Consider the following 4822-nt stretch of genomic DNA (forward strand, 5'->3'; position numbering starts at 1 on the left):
AGGGCCCGCCGTTCGCGCCAGCTCGGGGGTGGTGGCGGCACGGCGGCGGCCTCGGCGGCCCGGCGCGCCTGCCGCCTCTCGTGCCAGAGCAGGACCTCGCCGTCGACGTCCCGCGTGGGCGTCACGACCGGGGGTCCGCCGGACAGCTGGCGCCTGGCCTCGACGATGCGCGCGTTGAAGTCCTCGAGGTGCGACCGCACGGCGGCCTCGGAGCGCAGCCGGTCGAGCTCGGCGTGCAGACCCGTGCTCTCGGCGCGCAGCGACAGGGCCGGAGGGGCGAGCCCGGTGAGCCCCTCGCGCTCGATCAGACCGCGGAGCCACCAGTCGGGGTCGACCGTGCCGCCGGCCAGGCCGGGCAGCGGCTTGCCGGCGAGCGGCAGGTCGTCGAACTCGCCACGGGCGATCGCCTGGTCGATGGCGGTGCGGGCCCAGGCCCGCATCTCGGCGGCCGTGCGGGTGTCGCGAGGCGCGTCGTCGCTCGGCACGTCGCCGTCGACCCGGTAGCGGGCCGCGTCGACGCGGTGGTCGCGACCCTGCGGTCGTCGTTCGGGTTCTCGGTCCATGCGCCGCGCCTCCTGCGCTCGTCGTGGGGCGGCGGACGGTGCCCGGCCGTCGCTCCTGGTCGTTCGTGCTCTTCGGGGTTCGTGGCGTCGAGGGTACGCCGCACCACCGACGGTGGCCGGGCCTACCCTGGAGGCCCCGCCCGCCGATCGAGGAGGCCCGATGCGCGACGCCGCCCCACCCGCCCCCCGCACGATCTCGGCGGCGTACGCCCTGTGGATCGCCGTCGTCGCCCTGGGCGTCGTCGGTGCCGTCCTGCTGATGCTGTTCGGCGGGCCGGCGCGGGTCTCGACGTCCGGCGGGGCCCTCGCCGATCCGCGCGGAGCCGACATCGCCGGCGGCGTGTTCGCGATCGTGGTCGCCCTGGTGCAGCTCGCGGTCGTGCGGTCGATGCGCGACGGGCGCCGCTGGGCACGCACCGTGCTGCTCGTGCTGACGATCCTGCAGGTGCTGGGCGGCGTGAGCGGGGCGAGCGGCGGCGGGGTGCTCGAGTGGGCGTCCGTGATCTGCGCGCTGATCGCCTGCCTGCTGATGCTGCTGCCGCCGTCGACGGCGTTCTTCGAGCGGCACGCCCGCTAGGCGCGTCGGCGCTCCACGACGCCCCGAGGAGGCGCGGGTCGTCCGGCGAGGAGGCGCGGGTCGTCCGGCGAGGAGGCGCGGGTCGTCCGGTGAGGACGCGCCGCCCGTCAGCGTAGGCGCGGGTCGTCCGGTGAGGAGGCGCGGGTCGTCCGGTGAGGACGCGCCGCCCGTCCGCGGAGGCGCGGGTCGTCAGGCGAGGACGCGCGGGTCGTCCGGTGCGGACGCGCCGCCCGTCAGACCGAGCGGCCCCGACCCCGGGCGCGCAGCACGTCGACGACGACCGCGCCGACCACGGCTCCGGCGCCGATCAGGGCGAGCACGGTGCTCGACCGGACGAAGTCCGAGCGGCGACCGCGGGGCAGGCGACCGGCCGCGAGGTCGTGCAGCAGCTGGCCGGACGCGGCCAGGCAGGCGGACTCGGCCTCGGCGTCGTGCAACGACCAGTCCGGCACCGACACGTCGCCGATCACGCTGACGTCCCCGTCGTCCGCATCGAACCAGACGTCGACGGGGGCGCGTCGCGGCCCGGTGATCGTCAGCACGCGCGACTGCCAGCCGACGCGTCGCAGGGTCGTTCCCGGCACCTCGTCGCCGACCCACGAGTGGACGACCCGCAGGCGCCCGCTCTCCTCCGCGGCGGCCAGGTCGAGTGCCCGCTGCAGCCGGTCGACGAACGGCGGACGCTCGGGTTCGGGCAACGAGATGGTCGGCAGGCCTCGGTACATGCCGACAGTGTGCCCCGCCCGCCTGGACGCCGCCGCACCCGCGCCCGCCAGCCCGCCAGCCCGCCAGCCCGCCAGCCCGCCAGCCCGCCAGCCCGCCACGAACTAAACATTCCGCCACGCAAAAAGGTGGCGGCTTGTTTACTTCGTGGCGTGATGTCCACTTCGTGGCGGCGAGGGCAGGGAGGCGCGGCGAGCGACGGACGGCTGGGCTCAGCCGGCGTTCGGCAGCCGCACCTCCAGCGTGCCGTCGACGACGCGGGTCTCGAAGCGCGGCTGGGGCGAGGTCGCCGGCCCGTGGACGACTTCGCCCGTCGCGAGCGAGAAGACGCTGTCGTGCCACGGGCAGGTGACGCAGGCCTCGCCGCGTTCCGTGCCGACGCGGCCGTCGGCGAGGGACGCCGACAGGTGGCTGCAGGTGTCCGACAGCACCTCGACGCGGTCGCCGTGGCGATACGCCACCACGGGCTGGCCCGTCACCTCGAGGGCGGTGAGTTCGCGGTCGGGCAGCTCGTCGACCCGGGCGATCTCGTGCCAGCCGGGCGCGACCAGGTGCGGGACGTCCTCGGCGTGGTTCGCACCGACTGCCTGACGATAGGCGAGGTGTCCGCCGATGAAGCCGCCGGCCGAGACGGCACCGAGCCCCGCGAAGCCGAGCAGCTTGGCGCTGAGCGACCGTCCTCGCACGCGCTGCAGGTACGAGGCCCCGTACAGGGCCGTCGCGACGAGGTTGGCCGCCGAGTGGACGAGGCCGACGCGCTTCTGCTGCTCGTGCGTCGCGGCCCAGTCGGCGAAGCCGGCGAGCGCGGACGGCGCCACGGCGAGCATGCCCACGCCGACGAGGGTCCGGGCGGCCCGGTCCTGCCCGGGCAGCAGGTCGAGCACGGCCGCGCTGATCCAGGCGCCGGTCGGGACGAGCACCATCACGGGGTGCAGCGGGTGGCCGGCGGGGACGCCGTGCAGCACGTCGCGCAGGCTGCGCGGCGCGAGGACCCGGTCGACGACGCCGGCGACGCGGTCGACGAGCGGGTCCAGCCGCTCGGCGTTCTCGAGGGCGGTCAGGGTCCTGACGATTCCGAGTTCTCGCATGACGTGCCTCCAGTGCTGGTCCGGGCCGTGGATTCGTGTTGTCCCGAGCAAACACCCGTTGCACCCGACCCGCCGTCTCGCCCACCACCACCGCCGCAGCCCGCCGGCCCGCCAACCGTCGCTGCCAGCCCGCCACGAACTGAACACTCCGCCACGAGAAAAAGTGGCGGCATGTTCACTTCGTGGCGGCGAGAGCAGGGAGGTCTGGTGCGGCCCGCCAACCCGCCACCATGTGGTCACGGCGCCACGACCAGTCCTGGCGCTGTGGCCATCTCCTGGCGTGGAGGGCAGGAGGCGCGGTGTCGGCCGGGCGCGGCGAGCGCAGGAGGCGCGGCCAGCGCAGGAGGCGCGGCGCCGGCCGCCGACGGAGCCCGCCCCCGTCACACGCTTGGCACGGAGCCCCGCAGGCAGTTGACTGTGTCCACCCGCCCGGCCCGCACCGCCGGCACCCCCACAGCACACCCCTTCCCGGAGGTCCCGCCTCATGTCCGTCCGCCCCGCCACGTCCGCACGCACGTCCGCACGCCCCGCAGAACGCCCGGCCGAACGCCCCGCACCCGCCCGCCTCGGGGACCGCCCGTCGTCCCGCCTCCGTCACCCGCGCCTCCTCGGGGTCGCCGGCGGCCTCGCCGGTCTCGCCCTGCTCGCCGGCTGTGCCAGCGCTCCCGCAGAGGGAGGCGGCAGCACCTCCGCCGCGGGCGAGGACTGCGCCCGGATGGTGACGAACTCGGGCGGGCTCGACGACCGCTCGTTCAACCAGTCGAGCTGGGCCGGCCTGCAGAAGGCCGAGAAGGAGGACGGCATCCAGGCCCGCGTGCTCGTCTCGACGACCGAGAACGACCTGGCCCCGAACGTCGCGCAGGCCGTCGACTCGGGCTGCGGCTTCGTGCTGACGGTCGGCTACGAGCTCGCCCCCGCCACCGAGGAGCAGGCGGCGGCCAACCCCGACATCGACTTCGCCATCGTCGACGAGACCGTCGACGCCCCGAACGTCAAGCCGATCCTGTTCGACACGGCGCAGGCCTCGTACCTCGCCGGCTACCTCGCGGCGGGCGTGAGCAAGACGGGCAAGGTGGCGACCTTCGGCGGCGGCAACCAGCCCCCGGTCACCCTGTTCATGGACGGCTTCGCGGACGGTGTCGACGCCTACAACGCCGCGCACGGCACGACCGTGCAGCTGCTCGGCTGGACGAAGGAGGCGCAGGACGGCTCGTTCACCGGCGACTTCGAGGACGTCAACAAGGGCAAGCAGCTCGCCCAGGCGCTGATCGACCAGGGAGCCGACGTGATCATGCCGGTGGCCGGGCAGGTCGGCGAGGGGGCGGCGTCGGCCGCGCTCGCCACGGGCGGCGTCGACGTGATCTGGGTCGACAACGACGGCTACGACACGCTGCCCGCCGAGTACCGGCCGATCGTGCTGACCAGCGTCATCAAGGACACCGAGAAGGCCGTCCAGCAGATCGCCGTCTCGTCGACCGACGACTCGTTCACCAACGAGCCCTACGTCGGCACGCTCGACAACGGCGGCGTCGACCTCGCGCCGTTCCACGACCTGGCGTCGTCGGTCAGCCCCGAGCTGTCGGACGAGCTCGACGCCCTGCGCGACCAGATCGCCAGCGGAGCCGTGACGGTCACCTCGCCCAGCCAGCCGTAGGCCGGTCCCGGGCTCGGGCCCGGCAGCGACCCCTGCCGCTCCGCCGAGTGGGCAGAAGATGCTCGTCAGCGCGAGCCGAGCAGCACCTTCTGCCCACTCGCGGGCCAGGACGAGGAGGCGCGGGTCAGGAAGCGACGGAGGTCGCCGCCCGGGCGGCAGCAGCCCGGGCGGCCGCGGCCCGCACGGCGGCGACGACGCGGTCGGTCGTCATGCCGCG

General features: G+C 75.0%; 5 protein-coding genes. 2 read left to right on the plus strand and 3 right to left on the minus strand.

Annotated elements, in window-relative coordinates; all coding sequences use genetic code 11:
* The coding region (locus IFT36_RS15190) for a DnaJ family domain-containing protein (RefSeq protein WP_200413567.1) at positions 1 to 563 on the minus strand (563 nt) is incomplete at its 3' end.
* Positions 564 to 723: 160 nt separating this feature from the next.
* Between IFT36_RS15190 and IFT36_RS15195 the strand changes: the two genes are divergently transcribed.
* Entirely contained in the window at positions 724 to 1140 is a 417-nt protein-coding gene (locus IFT36_RS15195) for a hypothetical protein (RefSeq protein WP_056044345.1), read from the plus strand.
* A gap of 233 nt (positions 1141 to 1373) precedes the next feature.
* On the opposite strand, the gene IFT36_RS15200 is transcribed toward IFT36_RS15195, so the two are convergent.
* Both IFT36_RS15200 and IFT36_RS15205 read right to left on the minus strand, forming a co-directional pair.
* A complete protein-coding gene (locus IFT36_RS15200; RefSeq protein ID WP_123571036.1) occupies positions 1374 to 1865 on the minus strand; it encodes a hypothetical protein in 492 nt (163 codons plus the stop codon).
* Between the two features lie 210 nt (positions 1866 to 2075).
* Entirely contained in the window at positions 2076 to 2951 is an 876-nt protein-coding gene (locus IFT36_RS15205) for a Rieske (2Fe-2S) protein (protein ID WP_200413568.1), read from the minus strand.
* 484 nt (positions 2952 to 3435) lie between these two features.
* Here IFT36_RS15205 and IFT36_RS15210 point away from each other — a divergent pair, with 484 nt between their 5' ends.
* On the plus strand, positions 3436 to 4605 hold the full coding sequence (locus IFT36_RS15210) for a BMP family lipoprotein (protein WP_200413569.1): 1170 nt from the start codon (positions 3436 to 3438) through the stop codon (positions 4603 to 4605).
* Positions 4606 to 4822: the final 217 nt, after the last annotated feature.

It is taken from the genome of Frigoribacterium sp. CFBP 13605 (assembly GCF_014839405.1).
GTDB lineage: Bacteria > Actinomycetota > Actinomycetes > Actinomycetales > Microbacteriaceae > Frigoribacterium.

Excerpts from the sequence above, each read along its gene's own strand:
- IFT36_RS15195 (WP_056044345.1), top strand. The coding sequence starts at position 724 with ATGCGCGACGCCGCCCCACCCGCCCCCCGCACGATCTCGGCGGCGTAC.
- IFT36_RS15200 (WP_123571036.1), bottom strand. The coding sequence starts at position 1,865 with ATGTACCGAGGCCTGCCGACCATCTCGTTGCCCGAACCCGAGCGTCCG.
- IFT36_RS15205 (WP_200413568.1), bottom strand. The coding sequence starts at position 2,951 with ATGCGAGAACTCGGAATCGTCAGGACCCTGACCGCCCTCGAGAACGCC.
- IFT36_RS15210 (WP_200413569.1), top strand. The coding sequence starts at position 3,436 with ATGTCCGTCCGCCCCGCCACGTCCGCACGCACGTCCGCACGCCCCGCA.